The organism is Bradyrhizobium sp. WSM4874 (assembly GCF_055811835.1).
In genome coordinates this window covers 1-14,505 of sequence record NZ_JBVVPR010000068.1, presented here as the reverse complement: position 1 = coordinate 14,505, position 14,505 = coordinate 1, and the positions used below count along the sequence as shown (strand labels likewise).

The following is a 14,505-nucleotide window of genomic DNA, read 5'->3' as shown; positions in this document are numbered from 1 at the left end:
TCATGAGCGCCGTGCGATCAGATCAGTAGCAAACGCGAACCGGGCGGACGGTCCAGCCGTAGCCGTCCCAGTAGCGCTGGCGCTGCCAGTAGCAGGGCGGGGGCGGCGGGCCGGGCTCGGCCACATAAACCGGTCCACCATAGGCGGGACGGCTCGATGCGATGGCGCCGCCGACGATCGCGCCGCCGATCAGGCCGGCTGCGATGCCGACGCCGACGCCGTCATGGGCCTGGGCGGACGGCGTGGCGGTCACCAGCGAACCGGCGATCGTCGCAACCGTGAGGGCGGCAACTAAAGTCTTCTTCATACGCTTAGCTCTCCTGAGAGATGGATGCTCCTTGTTAGGAGCGCCCGGGGTTCAAAGGTTCACGCAGACTCTGATGGATTTGGCCTTGCAGCTAGGAAGCGCGCAAATGGTCAATCCGCGGTAAACGCACACGGAACTGTGACGAGAAAAAGCGGTCTTTTTCAGGCCCCTGGATGAACGGCGCATCCGGAATGAACCGGCCTGGGACGACTTCAGCCACAGACTCTGGCGCGGCGGACGCGCCAGGCATAACCGTCCCAGAAGCGCTGCTTCTGCCAGACGCAGCCGTCGCCGTAATAGTCGTCGGCGACGTAGCCCGGGCCCGGTGCGTAGTAGCGCGGCGGATAGTAGCCCGGGCTATATGCCGGACCATATGCGTAGCCGGGGCCAGGGCCGGGCCCGTAATAGTACGGAGAGGCCAGCGCCCCACCGACAATGGCGCCGCCGATGATTCCGGCCGCCACGCCCGCGGCGACGCCGCGTTGCGCCTGGGCTGGTGTAGCGGCGCTAAGGGCCACAGCGGCGACGGCAGCGATTGCCAGGAGCGACTTCTTCATTGGCTGACCTTTCGAGCAAAACACGCGGGAACTCTTCGGCGGTAAAGTTCCATATTTCGATTGAATGATCAATGAACGCACCGTTGCCGAGGACGACCAATTAGCATGGACCGCAGCTCAGCCAGGGGAGGGTGATGGTGGGCAACGCGATGATAAATGCATTGATCGCTGCCGGGATCGTCTCCGCGATCGGCTACGGCTGGATCACCCATCTCCAGAACCGCGGCCAGCGGCGCTCCCGCGCCGGGGCCAGCGGCAACAGCGGTGGCGACACCTCCACGGGCACCAGCGACGGCTTCTCGTTGGGGAGCTGGTTTTCCAGCGATAGTTCCGGCAGCCCGGCCGACAGCGGCAGCTGCTCCAGCAGCGATAGCGGCAGTAGTGGCGGAGATTGCGGGGGCGGCGGCGATGGTGGAGGCGGCGGGGGCGACTAGATCCGCCGCAATCTTGATCCAGCGCAAGGCCCTATTTTAGAGCCGTTCTAGGCTGTTCCGGGCTAGTTTGGAATAGCTTCAAATTCCGCTTTTTCCTTTTGCATCCGGCCGGCCCCTTAAATATCGATGATGGCGCATCACCAAAGGGCCTGCCGCTTCCATGATCGTTTGTTCCTGTAACGTGCTGAGCGATGACGACATCCGCGCCGCCGTCGCCGAGTCCGACGACGCTGTGCGCCATGCAAAGCAGGTTTATGGTTGTCTCGGCTGTAGCGCCGAATGCGGCCGCTGTGCTCGGACGATCAAGACCATTATCGACGAAGCGCTCGGCCCCTGTGCCTCGTCCTGCTGCTCCGGCTGCCCGCACAACCACACTGTGGCTGCCAATGACGAGACGGCTCAGCCGGCCGAGTTCGCCCTCGCGGCCTGCTGAAATCTTCCGCAACCCTGGCTGAGCTTTTCCCCGGCTGCGTCCCCGTAGCCGGTTGCTCCAGTCCTCAAACTCATTTAGAAGCGTTCTAAACTCGGTTTACGGCCGATTTGGACTGCAAGAGCTGGAGTGAACCATGCAGGGCGACGCAAAAGTTATCGACTATCTCAACAAGGCACTGCGTCACGAGCTGACTGCGATCAACCAGTATTGGCTGCACTACCGCTTCCTCGACAATTGGGGCCTGCGGGACATGTCCAAGGTCTGGCGCAAGGAGTCCATCGAGGAGATGGAGCACGCCGACAAGCTTACCGAGCGGATCCTGTTCTTCGACGGCTTCCCGAACATGCAGGTGCTCGATCCCTTGCGTATCGGCCAGAACGTCAAGGAGATCATCGAGTGCGATCTCGCCGCCGAGATGAGCGCGCGGGCGCTGTACCAGGAAGCGGCGACCTACTGCCACAGCGTCAAGGACTACGTGACGCGCGACCTGTTCGAGAAGCTGATGAGCGACGAGGAGCACCACATCGACTTCCTCGAGACCCAGCTCGACTTGATCGGCCGCATCGGCCTCGAACTCTATACCCAGAAGCACGTTGGTGGGCTCGAGGGCGAGGGACATTAGTTTGGCGCGTTAGCGCTGCCCACAAATTCCGTGTCGGCCTGATGCGCAAATGCGCACCAGGCCGGAACGACAGCCTGGACGCCAGCTACAACTGCGTCTTGTAGAGCTCTTCCACCATCTCCTGACTCTGCGGCTCACCAAGACCGGTCTGCTCGTGGACCACCTCGACGATGCTCGGCATCACCGAGCGCGGCACCTTCTCGGATGACCACAGCTTCGAGCGCATCAGGGCCTTGCCGCAGTGGAAATAGACTTCGCTGACGGCGACGTTCAGCACCGCGCGCGGCGACTTGCCAAACTCCACCATCGACGCGAGTAGGTCCGGATCGGCCGACAGCGTACCGCGGCCGCCGACGCGCAGCGTCTCGTCGATGCCGGGGACGAAGAACAACAGATGCACGAAGCCCGAGCCCTCGACGACATTTCGAAAACTGTCGATCCGGTTGTTGCCGGAGCGATCAGGCATCAGCAGCTGGTTGGGGCCGGCGACGCGGACGAAGCCGCCGCCGCCGCCGCGTGGTGACGCATCGACGCTGCCGTCCGATCCCGATGTCGCGAGCACGCAGAACGGCGACATCTCGATGAATTTCTTCGCATGGGCGTCGATTGCGGGACGCGCTTTCGCGATCACGCGCGGGCTCGGCTGGGCATAGATGGTGGCGAGGTCTTCGGCGCAAAGATCAGTCACGAAGGTCTCCCTGATTGAATGCCCGAGAATATCATCTCCCGGCCCGATCGCTATCCCCCTTTGTCGCGCCGCCACGGCCAGTCGATCACGCCCGCGCAGTACAGGGCCCACCAGATCAGGACCGGCTGAAGCGCCAGCCGCGGCCCGTGGTAGAGCCAGCTGTTGGGGACGGGCGGAAGGTCGATGCCCTCCAGGGCATGCTTGATGTTTGCCGGCCACACGAAAAGCGCATAGAGCGCGAGCGCAACGCCCGCCCACCAGCGCAGCGGCTTCGTCACCAGCGCAATCGCGCCCGCGATCTCGCAGACGCCAGTGATGAGGATCAGCTGTGTTGCGAACGGGACCCAGGCCGGCGTGATCGCAAGCAGCTTTTCGGGAACAAGGAGATGCGCGATGCCAGCCGCGATGTAAAACGCTGCCAGCACAAAGCGCATCACAGCGCGTGTTCTGTCGTTCGAAAAAGCCATCGGCCGAACTAGCACGCGCGACGCCGAGGCGCTATCGCGCGCTACACCGCATCCGCCGGCACGAAGCAACTGATGATGATGGCGCCGCGGTGACGGACGTACCACACCACGGCCTGGCCGACCGGATTGCCGCGGTCGCGGATGATGGCGCGCTCGGGCACCTCCATCCATTGTCCCTCGATCGGCACCCAATAGGCGCCACTGCGCACGTCGTACTCCGTGCGATGGCCGTCGGAGACGTCGCAGCAGGGCACGCCGTTCGGTGCGATCACGCTCTTGAACCAGGCGCGGATGTCGGGCGGGACGTGATCATATTGCCCGTTGTCGAACGCGAAAGCGGCGCTCGTCAGCGCGGTCAGCCAAACGCACAGTGCGAGCCTGTGCATGCGATCCTCCTCATCGCGTGTCGTGCCATACGCGTGATTGTCTCACGCGTCGATTCGTACATCGATACGATTAAGCCCGAGCCGCCAACGTAATGCATGCTCAAATAATATGCGGGGTAGACGGCCGGTGATGCGATGCAAAATCAGCGACGCGCAGATTCGATCGTTTGCTGCGGCGCCGCTTGCAGCAATTGCTGGACCTGCTCGCTGTAGAATTTTGCGTTTCCGGTGGTGCCGTGGCCGCGCGTTTGGGTGCTGGCGGGGATGAGATACAGCTTGCCGTTCTTGACCCGCGTCATCGCGGCATCCGTGATGCCGGTCTCGGGCGGGTTGCGTTCGTCGTCCGCGGAATTGATCAGCAGCAGCGACGCTTCGATGGCCTCCAGCTTCTCGCCGGCATTGTAGTCATGCGAGGACTCCCACTGGTAGACGAAGTCGTTGGCATCCGCCGTGATCGGCATGGCCAGCCGCTCGTCGACGATCTTGTCGGCCTTGGCCGCCGTCGGCGCCTGCGATTGATAGGCCAGCGTTCCGCCGATGCTCGCGATGCCGTAGGCGGTGATCGCGTATTTCATCATGCGCGGCTGGCCGGTGTAATTACCGCCGTTGTAGTCGGGATCGCTGCGGATGGTGTCGAGCATGATCCGCCGCAGCATCCAGTTGCGGGACGCCATCTCGGTCGGCTGCGAGGCCATCGGGATCAGCGCGTCCATCGCCTTCGGATATTTCTCGCCCCACAGCCAGGTGTGCATGCCGCCCATCGAATTGCCGATGACGAGCCGCAGGTGCTTGATGCCGAGCCCTTCCGTGACCAGGCGATACTGGGCTTCGACCATGTCGTCGTAATTGTATTTCGGGAAGCTCGTCTTCATCCCGTCGGACGGCTTTGACGATTTGCCATGGCCGACATTGTCGGGAATGATGATGTAGTATTTGGAGGCATCGAGTGGCTGTCCCGCGCCGAACAGCTCGCCGGCAAAGGCTGATGACAGCATGCTCGCGCCCGAGCCGCCGGTGCCGTGCAGCACCAGGACCGGCTGGCCGCTGGGTTCACCCACGGTGGTGTAGTGCAGCTTCAGCTCCGGCATGGTCTCGCCGGTGTGGAACTTGAAGTTCCTGGCGACCCAGTCGCCCTGTTTCGGCGCCGGATAATCGGCCGCCCATGCGGATGTCGAGATGGCCGACAACGAGACGGACAACAGGATGGCTGACAGCGCCGCGCAAGAAGCTTTCATGTCTATTTCCCCCGTGCGGCTCTGGTCGGCGGCCGCGTTGCGGCGGAACTTAGCAGAACTGCCCGGGAGGATGTAGGATTTCGTTTTCGCCGGTCGTCCTTGAGGGAAAGGTCAGGAGAGACTGCATGTGCCGCAACATCAAGACGCTGTTCAACTTCGAGCCGGAAGCGACGGAGGACGAGATCCACGCCAGCGCACTCCAGTTCGTTCGCAAACTGTCCGGCTTCAACAAGCCGTCGCAGGCCAACGAGGCGGCCTTCGATCGTGCGGTGGCGGAGGTCTCGGAGGCTGCGCGAAGACTGCTGACGTCGCTGCACACCCATGCCCCGGCACGCGACCGTGAGGTCGAGGCGGAAAAGGCCAAGGAACGTTCGCGGCTGCGCTTCGGTTAGGCGGCTCGCGCTTCCGTTCCGTGACTTGGCTCACGGTGGAAGCGGTTTCAACGCGCAATGATGTTCGCCGGGCTTTTGACACCCCGGAGCACGACCATGAGCCGCCCCCTTCTTCCGCTGAAAGCAGGTGCCATCGTCTTCACGCTGCTGTGGACCGCGTGGATGACGTGGTGGAGCGGCTCGTTCTCGAGCGCGAGCGCCGTGATCCTGGCCTTGTGCGGCGCAGCGGTCGGCTATCTCTGGTACCGCGCCATGCGCTGGCAGTTCGAGCGCATGGGCATGCTGCCGCGACGCGAGAACGGGACGAAATAGATTCGTCTGTCAGTCCCTGCCGTGCTTCTTCTTTTTCTTCTTTTTCCTGTGATCACCTTCGCTGTCCTCGTCCTCGTCACCGAGGGGCGCATCGTCGGTCTCCTGCACGGCTGCCTCGAGCGCCTCGCGCTCGGCGGCTTCATGCTCGCGCTGGCGGCGGCGCTCGTCCCAGGCGTCGAACAGCTGATCGAGCCAGGGCAGCACCTGCTCGATTGACGGCAATGGGCCGGGCGGGCCGGGCTCGCCGCGCGGACCTTGCGGCCCCGCCGGCCCTTGCGGTCCGACAGGTCCCTGTGCACCAGCCGCGCCGCGCGGTCCGGCTTCGCCCTGCTTGCCTTGCGGACCGGGCTTGCCCAGCGATCCGGGCTTTCCGATCTGACCCGGCTTGCCCTGCGGACCCGGCTTGCCGCGCGCGCCATCCGGCCCGCGCTTGCCCGGATGACCCTGCGGTCCCGGCCGCCCCGGTTCGCCCTGCCGACCGCGCGGTCCCTGAGGTCCCTGCCGTTTTTGTTCGTCTGCCACGCCGCTGCTCCCTTGACCGGAAGCAAGCTAATTAGCGGCGTTTGACGACAGCGGCAATTCCGCCGGGCTCGCGCCTCGGCATGATCAACACCAATCGGCGGCACGTCGCGCGCTAGTCGTGATAGGCGGGGACCTCGATGCCGGAGGCGGCATAGAGCCTGATCTTGTTGCGCAGCGTGCGCACCGAAAGGCCGAGCACGCGCGAGGCGCGCGTGCGATTGCCGTCGCAGCGGGCGAGCGTCTGCAGCACGAGCTCACGCTCGACCTCGTCGACGGTCGCGCCGATCAGCAGCGGAACGATCTGGTTCGGTGAAAGGACATACGCGCCCGGTTCGGACGCGGCGACATGAACAGTGGTCATCGACACACTCCCCGATCAACGCCCGCCTCCCTCTTTGGAAGCGGATCGAGAACAAACGACCCCCAAGCCGTAGATCTACGGTGGGCGGGTTTGGTTAACGAAAGGTTAACCGCGGGGCGATCGCACCAATTGACCTTGGGAATGCCGCCGCACCGCCGCGATTGGCACGGACTGCATATTTCTGCGAGCATATTCCGCATTACAAAGCAGGCATCATCCCGCTTACACCGTCCGGTATCCGCCATCCACCATCACGATCGTTCCCGTGACGTAGGCCGACATGTCCGACGCAAGGAAGATCGCTGGACCCACGATGTCCTCGGGCTTGCCGGTGCGCGCCAGCGGGGTGTGATCGACGAAGGCCTGCACCAGCGCCGGATTGGTCGCGCGCACATTGGCGTTGATGTTGGTCTCGATGAAGCCCGGCCCGATCGCATTGACGCGCACGCCCTCCTTGCCGAGCTCGACCGCGAGCGCCTTGGTGAAGCCGAGCACGCCGTGTTTCGAAGTGGTGTAGGCAGCCGAGCTCGGCGTGCGCAGATGCACGAAGGACTGGATCGAGCCGATATTGACGATGCGGCCCTTGGCTGCGCGCAACGGGCTGAGGAACGCCTGCGTCATGTTGAAGACGCCGTTGAGGTTGAGCGCGATGATGTCGTTCCAGTCCTTTGCCACTGTCTCCGGCTCGGCGGTGAAGGCGTTGCGGCGGGTAATGCCGGCATTGTTGACGAGGATCGAGACCTGTCCGACCTTGTCGGCGACCTGCTTGGCGAGCGAAAAGCAGTCGTCGCGTTTGGTCACGTCGAGGGCGAAGCTCTCGGCCTTGCCCCCGGACTTGCGGATGCCCTCGGCGGCTTCCGCGACCGTGTCGGCGTTGACGTCGAGCAGCACCACTTGCGCGCCCTCGCGGGCGTAGCCGGTCGCGATGGCCCGCCCGATGCCCGAACCCGCGCCCGTGACGATTGCGATGTGGTTTGCGAGCAATGCCATGACAATTTCCTCCCGATTTCTTTTCGAAGTTTCATGAAAGGCTAACTCGAAATTAAGGGGTCGGAAACGGCGGCCTTGGCATACTGGTCTTGATTGCTAAACGTTGCGCGCATGATGGAACGGCTTGAATCCTGGAAACTGGCACTCGAACGCCTGCGGTCGGCGGACGGCGCCGATTGGGCCGAGGCGGGCCGGGTCGTGGCCGAGATCGCGCGGATGAGCACCGATACCATGCTGCGTCAGGCGGCCGAGCAGGCGCTTCCGGTGCTGCGCCAGGCCGTGGACAATGACGATCACAGCGTCACGGTGGCGGCCCGCCGCCGTCTCGGTGTGGTGCTCGACGTCATTCATGATCTGACCGCGCCGCGCTTCGGCCGCCGCAATGCTGCGCCGAAAAAATTGTCCAGCGAGGATCGCGCCCGCAAGGTGCTCGGCCTGCCGCTCGCGGTGCAGCTCACCTGCGAGGACATCAACCAGGCCTATCGCCGCGCGGCCAAGGGCATGCACCCCGACCAGGGCGGCAGCGCGCAAGCCTTCATCGACCTCGCCGCCGCGCGCGATGTCCTGATCCATCCCCGCGCGTACAAGGACGCGTGAGGGCTCAGCTCTTGTTCACGCAGCTCGGATAGGGCGCGGCTTCGCCTGCTACGATCGGGCAGAGCTCGATCGGGCTGAGCGCGCGCAAACGCGCCTGCCAGCGGTCGTCGTTCACCGGCGGCTCGTCGGTTTCGGGGCCGCGCTCGGCCCACTGGATCGTGTAGTAGTCGCTCGTGCCCTTGAGCGTGACCAGGAGTGCGGTCTCGCTGTGCCGGGTCGGGCCGCTGTCGACGCGGCCGCAGCCGATCACGGCGACGAAACCTTCGAAGCGGCCGAACGTGGTGGCGCCGAGCGGCCTTGCCGCGAAGCTGTCGGGGCAGGCGGATTTGAAACCGCTTGCGATCGAGCCCGCGAATTTCTCCGGCGATGAACCTGGAGTGAGCGTCATGCCCTTCTCGCCGGTCACGGTGATCATCTCGGTCCAGCGTTCGGGCGTCTCGCCCTTCAGCACGGCCTCGCGGATGTAGTGGACGCCCTTGGTGTTCTCGAACACCACGGAAAAATTCGAAGGCATCGCGAAGCTGACCAACTGGCCGAACACCGGCGAGATCACGCGGAAGGATTGCGGGGCCTGCGCGTGCGCCGTTGCAGCGAGCAGGAGCGATACGGCGAGAATGGTTGCTGTCGCCGGTGCGCGCATCGATGGCTCCAAGGTCAGGAGGTGAAAGAACGAGCGGGCAAAAACAAGCAGGCAAGGATGCTGGATGGCGCGGGACGCTTGGGGGGCGCCCCGGAAAGATGTGAGTAGGTCCGCCAACCGGCCAGGTTCAAAGCGCGTGCGCGGAATTGCGTGATTTCGCCCGGAAAGCCAGTTGTCCGTCCAAAAAGAAAAGGCGGACCGTTTGCGCGATCCGCCCTTTGAAATCCGATCTGTCGCCTCACGCCTAGAGCGTGCAGCGGCGTTCCGCGCGCAGCTTGATCTGGAGCTCCGAGGCGGCCGTGAAGGTCGGGAGCGGCTTGCTGACGACCTTGTAGGTCGACACGCCCCACTGGAACGGCTTGTACTTCAGGTCTTCGTTCCAGACCTGGCAGATGCCGGTGTTGTCCCAGCGGATCACGTAATAGCCGACCGCCGCAGACGCCGGCACGGCGAACAATGAGGTGGCGATGCCGGCAACGGCACAAAGGGCGAGAACGCGACGCATGAAATATCTCCTGATGGGAACGTGAGACGGAAACTGGTGCGGCAAAATGGTGCGGCTGGCAAGCGGGGCGGCGACCGTTCACGGACATGTCAGCCGTTGGTCGGCTGTTCGGATGACCCTTATGCCTTGACTGTCGCCTGACTATCACACGTCTATCCCTTGGCCAGCGATGCCACCGCCTCGATCTCGATCAGCATCTTCGGATCGGGCAGTGCGTGGACCACGCAGGTGGTGCGGGCAGGGTAGGGTGGCGGGCCGAAGGCGCCGGCATAGAGCGCGTTCATGGCAGCGACATCGGAGGCGCGGGTCAGCAGCACGTTGACCTTGACGAGATCACGAATGCCAGCGCCGGCCTCCGCCAGCACGCGCTTGATGTTGACGACGACATTGGCGAACTGCGCCTCGAAGCCTTCGGGCAGCGCGCCGCTCGCGTCGAAGCCGGGAATGCCGGAGACGAACAGGAGATCGCCGGCGCGCGTGGCAAAGGACAGCGGCGGCGCCTTGACGTGGGGCGGGGGCGCGAAATGCTGGATCGGCATGGGATCACCTTGGATGGACGGCTGGAAGCGCAAGCGTAGCGGCAGGCCAGGGCGCCTCCAACAAAAAACGCGAAAACAACCCCATGCACAGTAGGCATCCGGCGGAAATCATTGATGTTTCTTTTTGACTTCGGGAAAAGCAAAATAATCGTTGCTCCGTCGGGCAAAACAGGAGCAGAATGGCATGATGGCGGGTGAGCGTCTTGTCGCGCCAAGCTCCGCCGTCATGCCCCGGCTCGACCGGGGCATCCAGTACGCCGCGGCGTCTCCGTATCACACCGCGGTCTCTGGAATGCTGGATCGCCCGGTTAAACCGGGCGATGACAGTTGAATGCGCTGCTGCAGCTCGCGCCTCAATGCCGCCCCCATCATGTTGCCGCCGCGATGCATCGGATACATTCGCTGCGTCTGATTCGTTTCCCTCGTTGAAGAATAGCCCCCGGAGACCCCCAATGAAGTTCGCATCCACCCTTCGCGCCGCGCTGGTCGGCATTGCCGCGCTCGCCGGCCTCTCGACCTCGGCGCTGGCCGACGGCGGCACCGTGGTGCTGACGATCTACAAGGCGGGCTGGATCATCGGCGGCTCCGGCGGCTCCGGCGTGCTGAACTTCCGCGGCCGCGCCTATTCGCTCTCGACCGGCGGTCTCGACTACGGCCTCGTCTTCGGCGGCTCCAAGACCGTGCTGCGCGGCCGCGTCTCCAACATCAACCGGCCCTCCGACATCGCCGGCGTCTACGGCGCCGCCGGTGCGGGCATCGCGGTGGGTCGCGGCGCGCGTGCGATCGTGCTGACCAACCAGAAGGGCGCCGTGCTCGAGCTGTCCGGCACGCAGGTCGGCCTGATGGCGAATGCGGATCTGAGCGGGCTCGCGATCACGATGCGGTAGGGCGAGTGCCGGAGGACTTGCCGTAGGGTGGGCAAAGGCGCGCAAGCGCCGTGCCCACCACGGTGTCAGCCGCATACGAAAAGTTGGTGGGCACGCTTCGCTTTGCCCACCCTACGAGACCTGCGGACTACGCGCTCACCATCGCATGCACCCTCTCGCAATGCGCGACGAGATTTGCGTGCGCATCGACGAAGGTTTTCAGCGGCGTCGGGATCGGGAAGTAATAGATGTTGGCGATGAAGCCGTAGATGCCGGCATCGATGCTGGCAGGCGTCGCGCCGTGGATGAAGCCGGCCGCCGGCACGATCTCCGCCAGCACCTGCAGATCGGCGAGTCCCCGCGCATAGGCCTGCTCGGGCGTGTAGCGGCCGATGCCCTGGAAATGATAGCGCTGCGCATTATACGCTTCCGCCTTCTCGAACCCTGCCGCATCGATCTGCGGATGTTGCGCGATGAAGGCGTCGCGGAACGCGGGATAATAGCGTTCGTCCTTCCAGCGCGAATACGACATCACCCAGTAGAGATCGTCGAGCATGCGCGTGACGAAGTGGTTGATGCGGCGCTGCTCCGGTGAAAGCGCCGCGTCGATGGTCAGGCGGTATTTCGCGATCGCGTGCGCGATGATGGTCTCGCTGTCGCCGAGCGTCTCGCCGTCATCCACGATATAGGGCAGCTGCCCGCGCGGCGCCGCGGAGCCATCGAACACATGCTCATGCACGAACGGTACGCAAGCGAGTTTCAGGAAGGCATAGACCTTGAGGCCGTAGCCGTTGTTGTCGGCGACGCCGAACAGGTCTGGATAGGAGTAGAGGGTCAGCATCGGACGCGCTCCTCAAGCTGAAGTCGTATCGCCGCAGTGACGCCCTTGCAACAGTCTAGCGCTTTGTGCGCCGCCTCCTTCGATCGGAGGACGATAGGCGTCGCCCGTTCGCAGTATGGAATCGCTCGACATTCCTGCAGCGACCCAAGGCCCGACATGCGACGTTCATCGACCCGCCGAGTGATTGCCGCCCTGTGCTGTGGCACGGCATTTTTGGCCGGACTGGCTCTCGTCGCACCGGCGAAGGCCGCGGACATCGCGCCAAAACCGTACACGAAAGCGCCGCCGCTCGTGGCCTCGTCCTGGACCGGATTCTACGCCGGGCTCGGCCTCGGTTTTCGATCGACCAGTGCCGATCTCACCACCACGTCAGTGCTGCAAGACGGCGTTGCCCGCGACCTGACGCGAGCCGTGCTCACCCAGCCGTTCGACGGCACCGGCTTTCGCGTCAATCCCTATGCCGGCTTCAACTGGCAGGTCGCACCTAGTTGGATCGTCGGCGTCGAAGGCCATATCGGCTTCGGTGACAAAACCACGGCACTCCCCGGTTTTCGCGCCTCGCCATGGGCCGGCTCGTCCACCTTTGGGGTCGACAGCCTGTCGGTCAAAGCGGGCTGGGATGCGACCTTGCGCGGCCGCGCCGGCTATCTGCTGACGCCGGCGACGCTGATCTATGCCACCGGCGGCCTCGCCTGGCAGCACTATGACGTCTCCCTGGTCTGCGTCAGCGCCAGCTGTGCCAGCAACGGCCTCGCACCCAAGCTGATCTCGAAGTCCGCAACCAGTACCGGCTGGACGTTGGGTGCCGGCATTGAGACCGCGCTTTGGGGCAACTGGCTCGTGCGCGCCGAATATCACTACGCGGATTTCGGCGCCGCGCCGTTCAATTTCACGCGCACGGCGACCGCAGGCCCGGCGCTCACGGTCGACAATTTCGACGCGAGCTTGCGGACCCACTCCGCAAGCGTCGGCCTCGCCTGGAAGTTCGGCGAGCCCGTCATCGGCGGCCGTTCGGATCCGCTGGCCGCGCAGGCCGCGATCCTGCCGTCCTGGACCGGCGCGTATGTGGGCTTGGGCCTGGGTGCGCGCGCCACGCGCACCGATCTCATCACGACGTCGGAATCGCGTGCCGGCTTCCCCGAGGATCTGACGCGGCGCGCCACCATTCGCCCGATGGACAACACCGCGTTCCGCGCCAACCCCTATGCCGGCTATCTCTGGCAGTTCGCCCCGCAATGGGCCGCGGGCGTCGAAGGCGATTTTGGTCTTGCCGACAGCACCACCACGCGCGAAGGCTTCACCACCATATCGCTCGCCGACTCCCAGTCGCGCGGCGAGAGCCTCGCTATTCGCACCAAATGGGACGCCAGCCTGCGGGGGCGGCTCGGCTATCTCGTGATACCGCGGACACTGCTCTACGCGACCGGCGGCGTGGCCTGGCAGAACTACGAGCTGACCTCGACCTGCGTCAGCGTCGTCTGCGGCCTTTTCGGGTTGACGCCGGCGATCATCACGGGGTCGACCACAAAAGCAGGGTGGACGGCCGGCGGCGGCATCGAAACCGCGCTCTTCGGCCAGTGGCTGGCACGCGCCGAATTTCGTTATGCCGACTACGGCAGTTCGTCCTTCACCTTCGCCAGATCCGCCACCGACGCCGGGCGCAATCCGTCCGCCAGCACCTACGACGTCGCGATGCGGACGCATCTGGCGACGTTCGGGGTGACGTATCGGTTTCAGTGAGTGGGAGCGTAGCGACGGTCTCGTAGCCCGCAAGGAGCAGAGCGGAATGCGGGGCGGTGGTCCCCGATTGCGCTTCCGCTTTCGCTCTCCGAGCTACGGCCGACAAGCCGCTCCATCCGGGTTACGAAGCGGGCGCAGCCTTGAACACCGCCAATTGCGCATCGAATGCCCGCCTGAACGCGGGCCGCGCTTCGCCGCGGGCGACATAGGCGGCGACATCTGGATATTTGTCCAGCAGACCCGACGTGTTCAACCGGCGCAGCACTGTCACCATCATGAGATCGCCGGCGCTGAACGCGCCGTCGAGCCAGTCGGCATCGCCGAGGCGGCGGGACAATTCGCCGAGCCTGACGCGGACGCGATCCTGCAGCATGGGCAGCCGCTCCGCGTACCAGCCCTTGTCGCGCTCGAACAGCATGGCCATCCCGAGCTCGACGATCGGCCGCTCCAGCGTGCTCAGCGCGGCAAACATCCATGCGATCGCGCGGGCCCGGGCGTTCGGCTCGGTCGGCAGCAGCCCGGCGTGGCGATCCGCGAGATGGAGCACGATCGCGCCGGACTCGAACAGGGCGAGGTCGCCATCCTCATAGGTCGGAATCTGCCCGAATGGATGCAGGGCAAGATGTGCGGGCTCTTTCATCGCTGCGAACGAGACAAGGCGAACGTCATAAGGCTGCCCCACCTCTTCGAGCGCCCAGCGCACCCGCATGTCGCGGGCCTGTCCCTTGCCGCGGTCGGGCGAGTTTGCGAAGGCGGTAATGGTGGGGGGCATGGGAGAGCTCCATTCGTCGTCATTGCGAGCGCAGCGAAGCAATCCAGACTACCACCGAGGAGACGGTCTGGATTGCTTCGTCGCAAGCGCTCCTCGCAATGACGGGGATGCGGCAGCGTCGCTCGGGTTTGATAGTTTGCGTGCGGAGGACGAACGACGCGGGCGGATTCCGACAGCTTACCCGCGTCCATTTTGGCGGTATCGTGTTGCCCAATCCACAGTGTCGTCCCGGCGAAGGCCGGGACCCATACCGCGTGATTTGTCGGTTGCGGGTAGTCACAATACCGAGCGACCAGTTA

At 64.4% G+C, this 14,505-nt stretch carries 22 protein-coding genes; 8 read left to right on the top strand and 14 right to left on the bottom strand.

Features of this window, described 5'->3' with window-relative positions:
* Positions 1 to 22: 22 nt before the first annotated feature.
* Positions 23 to 307 (bottom strand): hypothetical protein, encoded by a 285-nt coding sequence (locus AC0L3P_RS36930; protein ID WP_007613695.1) that lies wholly within the window; start codon positions 305 to 307, stop codon positions 23 to 25.
* Positions 308 to 519: 212 nt separating this feature from the next.
* Entirely contained in the window at positions 520 to 864 is a 345-nt protein-coding gene (locus AC0L3P_RS36925; protein ID WP_473309031.1) for a hypothetical protein, read from the bottom strand.
* Positions 865 to 998: 134 nt separating this feature from the next.
* On the opposite strand from AC0L3P_RS36925, the gene AC0L3P_RS36920 reads away from it, so the two are divergent.
* From AC0L3P_RS36920 to bfr, 3 genes are all read left to right on the top strand, one after another.
* Positions 999 to 1,298 carry a hypothetical protein gene (locus AC0L3P_RS36920; protein WP_275169187.1) on the top strand — a complete coding sequence of 100 codons (300 nt, stop codon included), beginning with the start codon at positions 999 to 1,001 and terminating at the stop codon, positions 1,296 to 1,298.
* Between the two features lie 160 nt (positions 1,299 to 1,458).
* Positions 1,459 to 1,731, top strand: coding sequence for a (2Fe-2S)-binding protein (locus AC0L3P_RS36915; protein ID WP_027570626.1), 273 nt, complete (start codon positions 1,459 to 1,461; stop codon positions 1,729 to 1,731).
* A gap of 133 nt (positions 1,732 to 1,864) precedes the next feature.
* Positions 1,865 to 2,353, top strand: coding sequence for a bacterioferritin (bfr, locus tag AC0L3P_RS36910; RefSeq protein ID WP_007600720.1), 489 nt, complete (start codon positions 1,865 to 1,867; stop codon positions 2,351 to 2,353).
* Positions 2,354 to 2,438: 85 nt separating this feature from the next.
* Here bfr and AC0L3P_RS36905 read toward each other — a convergent pair whose 3' ends face one another.
* The 4 genes from AC0L3P_RS36905 to AC0L3P_RS36890 form a co-directional block, all read right to left on the bottom strand.
* Complete coding sequence (locus AC0L3P_RS36905; RefSeq protein ID WP_473309030.1) at positions 2,439 to 3,041, bottom strand: MSMEG_1061 family FMN-dependent PPOX-type flavoprotein; 603 nt, start codon at positions 3,039 to 3,041, stop codon at positions 2,439 to 2,441.
* Positions 3,042 to 3,091: 50 nt separating this feature from the next.
* A complete protein-coding gene (locus AC0L3P_RS36900) occupies positions 3,092 to 3,508 on the bottom strand; it encodes a DoxX family protein (protein WP_473309029.1) in 417 nt (138 codons plus the stop codon).
* Positions 3,509 to 3,549: 41 nt separating this feature from the next.
* Complete coding sequence (locus AC0L3P_RS36895) at positions 3,550 to 3,894, bottom strand: hypothetical protein (RefSeq protein WP_354060389.1); 345 nt, start codon at positions 3,892 to 3,894, stop codon at positions 3,550 to 3,552.
* Positions 3,895 to 4,037: 143 nt separating this feature from the next.
* The gene (locus AC0L3P_RS36890) at positions 4,038 to 5,129 is read right to left on the bottom strand and encodes an alpha/beta fold hydrolase (RefSeq protein ID WP_354060391.1); all 1,092 of its coding nucleotides are present in this window, start codon (positions 5,127 to 5,129) and stop codon (positions 4,038 to 4,040) included.
* A 125-nt stretch (positions 5,130 to 5,254) separates the two neighbouring features.
* Here AC0L3P_RS36890 and AC0L3P_RS36885 point away from each other — a divergent pair, with 125 nt between their 5' ends.
* Together AC0L3P_RS36885 and AC0L3P_RS36880 are read left to right on the top strand one after the other, a co-directional pair.
* The gene (locus AC0L3P_RS36885) at positions 5,255 to 5,521 is read left to right on the top strand and encodes a DUF2277 domain-containing protein (protein ID WP_211400432.1); all 267 of its coding nucleotides are present in this window, start codon (positions 5,255 to 5,257) and stop codon (positions 5,519 to 5,521) included.
* Positions 5,522 to 5,617: 96 nt separating this feature from the next.
* The gene (locus tag AC0L3P_RS36880; protein ID WP_473309028.1) at positions 5,618 to 5,833 is read left to right on the top strand and encodes a hypothetical protein; all 216 of its coding nucleotides are present in this window, start codon (positions 5,618 to 5,620) and stop codon (positions 5,831 to 5,833) included.
* A gap of 9 nt (positions 5,834 to 5,842) precedes the next feature.
* Here AC0L3P_RS36880 and AC0L3P_RS36875 read toward each other — a convergent pair whose 3' ends face one another.
* The 3 genes from AC0L3P_RS36875 to AC0L3P_RS36865 all read right to left on the bottom strand — a co-directional run bounded on the left by AC0L3P_RS36875 (position 5,843) and on the right by AC0L3P_RS36865 (position 7,706).
* Positions 5,843 to 6,355 carry a collagen-like protein gene (locus AC0L3P_RS36875; protein ID WP_473309027.1) on the bottom strand — a complete coding sequence of 171 codons (513 nt, stop codon included), beginning with the start codon at positions 6,353 to 6,355 and terminating at the stop codon, positions 5,843 to 5,845.
* Between the two features lie 112 nt (positions 6,356 to 6,467).
* Positions 6,468 to 6,716, bottom strand: a complete 249-nt coding sequence (locus AC0L3P_RS36870) for a helix-turn-helix domain-containing protein (RefSeq protein WP_018454141.1) — start codon at positions 6,714 to 6,716, stop codon at positions 6,468 to 6,470.
* A gap of 222 nt (positions 6,717 to 6,938) precedes the next feature.
* The gene (locus tag AC0L3P_RS36865; RefSeq protein WP_473309026.1) at positions 6,939 to 7,706 is read right to left on the bottom strand and encodes an SDR family NAD(P)-dependent oxidoreductase; all 768 of its coding nucleotides are present in this window, start codon (positions 7,704 to 7,706) and stop codon (positions 6,939 to 6,941) included.
* 111 nt (positions 7,707 to 7,817) lie between these two features.
* Between AC0L3P_RS36865 and AC0L3P_RS36860 the strand changes: the two genes are divergently transcribed.
* Positions 7,818 to 8,303 carry a J domain-containing protein gene (locus AC0L3P_RS36860; RefSeq protein WP_275169174.1) on the top strand — a complete coding sequence of 162 codons (486 nt, stop codon included), beginning with the start codon at positions 7,818 to 7,820 and terminating at the stop codon, positions 8,301 to 8,303.
* 4 nt (positions 8,304 to 8,307) lie between these two features.
* Here AC0L3P_RS36860 and AC0L3P_RS36855 read toward each other — a convergent pair whose 3' ends face one another.
* The 3 genes from AC0L3P_RS36855 to AC0L3P_RS36845 all read right to left on the bottom strand — a co-directional run bounded on the left by AC0L3P_RS36855 (position 8,308) and on the right by AC0L3P_RS36845 (position 9,987).
* Positions 8,308 to 8,943 carry a hypothetical protein gene (locus AC0L3P_RS36855; RefSeq protein WP_473309025.1) on the bottom strand — a complete coding sequence of 212 codons (636 nt, stop codon included), beginning with the start codon at positions 8,941 to 8,943 and terminating at the stop codon, positions 8,308 to 8,310.
* A gap of 244 nt (positions 8,944 to 9,187) precedes the next feature.
* Complete coding sequence (locus tag AC0L3P_RS36850) at positions 9,188 to 9,448, bottom strand: hypothetical protein (RefSeq protein ID WP_473309024.1); 261 nt, start codon at positions 9,446 to 9,448, stop codon at positions 9,188 to 9,190.
* Positions 9,449 to 9,600: 152 nt separating this feature from the next.
* Positions 9,601 to 9,987, bottom strand: coding sequence for a RidA family protein (locus tag AC0L3P_RS36845; RefSeq protein ID WP_354060402.1), 387 nt, complete (start codon positions 9,985 to 9,987; stop codon positions 9,601 to 9,603).
* 452 nt (positions 9,988 to 10,439) lie between these two features.
* On the opposite strand from AC0L3P_RS36845, the gene AC0L3P_RS36840 reads away from it, so the two are divergent.
* The gene (locus tag AC0L3P_RS36840; RefSeq protein WP_027519692.1) at positions 10,440 to 10,874 is read left to right on the top strand and encodes a hypothetical protein; all 435 of its coding nucleotides are present in this window, start codon (positions 10,440 to 10,442) and stop codon (positions 10,872 to 10,874) included.
* A gap of 127 nt (positions 10,875 to 11,001) precedes the next feature.
* On the opposite strand, the gene AC0L3P_RS36835 is transcribed toward AC0L3P_RS36840, so the two are convergent.
* On the bottom strand, positions 11,002 to 11,694 hold the full coding sequence (locus AC0L3P_RS36835) for a glutathione S-transferase family protein (protein ID WP_473309023.1): 693 nt from the start codon (positions 11,692 to 11,694) through the stop codon (positions 11,002 to 11,004).
* 156 nt (positions 11,695 to 11,850) lie between these two features.
* Between AC0L3P_RS36835 and AC0L3P_RS36830 the strand changes: the two genes are divergently transcribed.
* Positions 11,851 to 13,434, top strand: coding sequence for an outer membrane protein (locus AC0L3P_RS36830; protein ID WP_473309022.1), 1,584 nt, complete (start codon positions 11,851 to 11,853; stop codon positions 13,432 to 13,434).
* A gap of 121 nt (positions 13,435 to 13,555) precedes the next feature.
* Here AC0L3P_RS36830 and AC0L3P_RS36825 read toward each other — a convergent pair whose 3' ends face one another.
* A complete protein-coding gene (locus AC0L3P_RS36825; protein WP_473309021.1) occupies positions 13,556 to 14,206 on the bottom strand; it encodes a glutathione S-transferase family protein in 651 nt (216 codons plus the stop codon).
* Positions 14,207 to 14,505: the final 299 nt, after the last annotated feature.

Coding starts and splice junctions, on each gene's coding strand:
- AC0L3P_RS36930 (WP_007613695.1), bottom strand. CDS start 307: ATGAAGAAGACTTTAGTTGCCGCCCTCACGGTTGCGACGATCGCCGGT.
- AC0L3P_RS36925 (WP_473309031.1), bottom strand. CDS start 864: ATGAAGAAGTCGCTCCTGGCAATCGCTGCCGTCGCCGCTGTGGCCCTT.
- AC0L3P_RS36920 (WP_275169187.1), top strand. CDS start 999: ATGGTGGGCAACGCGATGATAAATGCATTGATCGCTGCCGGGATCGTC.
- AC0L3P_RS36915 (WP_027570626.1), top strand. CDS start 1,459: ATGATCGTTTGTTCCTGTAACGTGCTGAGCGATGACGACATCCGCGCC.
- bfr (WP_007600720.1), top strand. CDS start 1,865: ATGCAGGGCGACGCAAAAGTTATCGACTATCTCAACAAGGCACTGCGT.
- AC0L3P_RS36900 (WP_473309029.1), bottom strand. CDS start 3,508: ATGGCTTTTTCGAACGACAGAACACGCGCTGTGATGCGCTTTGTGCTG.
- AC0L3P_RS36895 (WP_354060389.1), bottom strand. CDS start 3,894: ATGCACAGGCTCGCACTGTGCGTTTGGCTGACCGCGCTGACGAGCGCC.
- AC0L3P_RS36890 (WP_354060391.1), bottom strand. CDS start 5,129: ATGAAAGCTTCTTGCGCGGCGCTGTCAGCCATCCTGTTGTCCGTCTCG.
- AC0L3P_RS36885 (WP_211400432.1), top strand. CDS start 5,255: ATGTGCCGCAACATCAAGACGCTGTTCAACTTCGAGCCGGAAGCGACG.
- AC0L3P_RS36880 (WP_473309028.1), top strand. CDS start 5,618: ATGAGCCGCCCCCTTCTTCCGCTGAAAGCAGGTGCCATCGTCTTCACG.
- AC0L3P_RS36870 (WP_018454141.1), bottom strand. CDS start 6,716: ATGACCACTGTTCATGTCGCCGCGTCCGAACCGGGCGCGTATGTCCTT.
- AC0L3P_RS36865 (WP_473309026.1), bottom strand. CDS start 7,706: ATGGCATTGCTCGCAAACCACATCGCAATCGTCACGGGCGCGGGTTCG.
- AC0L3P_RS36860 (WP_275169174.1), top strand. CDS start 7,818: ATGATGGAACGGCTTGAATCCTGGAAACTGGCACTCGAACGCCTGCGG.
- AC0L3P_RS36855 (WP_473309025.1), bottom strand. CDS start 8,943: ATGCGCGCACCGGCGACAGCAACCATTCTCGCCGTATCGCTCCTGCTC.
- AC0L3P_RS36850 (WP_473309024.1), bottom strand. CDS start 9,448: ATGCGTCGCGTTCTCGCCCTTTGTGCCGTTGCCGGCATCGCCACCTCA.
- AC0L3P_RS36845 (WP_354060402.1), bottom strand. CDS start 9,987: ATGCCGATCCAGCATTTCGCGCCCCCGCCCCACGTCAAGGCGCCGCCG.
- AC0L3P_RS36840 (WP_027519692.1), top strand. CDS start 10,440: ATGAAGTTCGCATCCACCCTTCGCGCCGCGCTGGTCGGCATTGCCGCG.
- AC0L3P_RS36835 (WP_473309023.1), bottom strand. CDS start 11,694: ATGCTGACCCTCTACTCCTATCCAGACCTGTTCGGCGTCGCCGACAAC.
- AC0L3P_RS36830 (WP_473309022.1), top strand. CDS start 11,851: ATGCGACGTTCATCGACCCGCCGAGTGATTGCCGCCCTGTGCTGTGGC.
- AC0L3P_RS36825 (WP_473309021.1), bottom strand. CDS start 14,206: ATGCCCCCCACCATTACCGCCTTCGCAAACTCGCCCGACCGCGGCAAG.